Below are 1,086 nucleotides of genomic sequence, written 5' to 3'. Positions count from 1 at the left end.
AAATATAATGAGTCGGTGTGGCATTGCCAACCATGCATGTCTTTGCCTAACTTTGCCATAGTAAGGGCATTTAAACAGATAAAGCCTTCTTCCATATCTTTGTAATCACCAAATTTACATTCATCTTTATGCCAAGTTATGGCTTTGTCGATACTAGTTTGCCAACGTAATTCATCACCTGAGACTAAGGCCGAGATTGCTTCTAATAAAGGAAGTATATATTGCAGTACATCTTTGTCTTTAGTGTTTTTGGCTTCAAGTAAAGCAGCCTCAACATCATCTTTATTAATAGTTTGGCCTGTACCAATCGCTTTTAATAGTTCAGCGTATTGGAGTTTTGCTTGATGTTGAACGCTGGATAACTTTATTTCACTGTGTTTAAGCTTTTCTAAAACATCCTGCTCAGCAAAGAGAAGAACAACATTTAGCTCTTGTTGAATAGTCCAATCGTTATTACTCGTTTTTAATTTAGGGTCGAAGCCGCATAAAAAAGCAAACGGTGCTGCTTTTTCAAAATTGGGTTTTACTTCTGAGTGCTCTTCGAGTGCGTATTTAGCGTATGCAAGCATAAAATAGAAATCGGTTATTTTAAATACGCTATTTTTATTTTGTTTAGGGGTTCTAGTATTATCTTGAAAACGCTCTATCCATGCGGCCAAATGGCTGTTTGCACGTGAGATGTTTTCTTCTATATTTTCTATCGATAGTTGGTTTAACTGTAGCATTATCAATTCTCTATGGTAAAGGTTGTAATTTTCCTTCGACGACTTGACCGCCTTTTTCAACGGCTTCAATAACAATTTTATTTAACGGTATATCTAAGTCATTCGCATTGAATAAGTCGTTGCCTAGTGTATTTTGAGCCGGATATTTCTTGGATTTTCTCATGCTTTTAATTGTATTTTTTATCCACTTCGTGGTCATTTGATCGCCTTTCTTAGCTCCTTTAGTGAGCTCGGCGCCAGGTCCCTTAGCTTCAACGATAAAGTATTCTAGCACGTTGCCATTTTTATCCCGCTTAGCCCATACTTGGTCAAAACCGGGGCCCGGACCAAAGCCTAGCTCCATTTTCGCAGGTGGCGGGGG

The 1,086-nt window shown here is 38.3% G+C and carries 1 protein-coding gene and 1 pseudogene; both read right to left on the bottom strand.

The window, feature by feature from the left end; genetic code table 11:
- A partial coding sequence (locus tag H5154_RS22815) for an immunity 49 family protein (protein WP_259398600.1) occupies positions 1 to 725 on the bottom strand: 725 nt, incomplete at its 3' end.
- Positions 726 to 735: 10 nt separating this feature from the next.
- Positions 736 to 1,086, bottom strand: a pseudogene (locus tag H5154_RS22810) (hypothetical protein); the annotation flags it as partial.

This window comes from Pseudoalteromonas sp. SR44-5 (assembly GCF_014163675.1).
GTDB lineage: Bacteria > Pseudomonadota > Gammaproteobacteria > Enterobacterales > Alteromonadaceae > Pseudoalteromonas > Pseudoalteromonas rhizosphaerae.
This window is presented reverse-complemented; position numbering and strand designations above follow the sequence as displayed.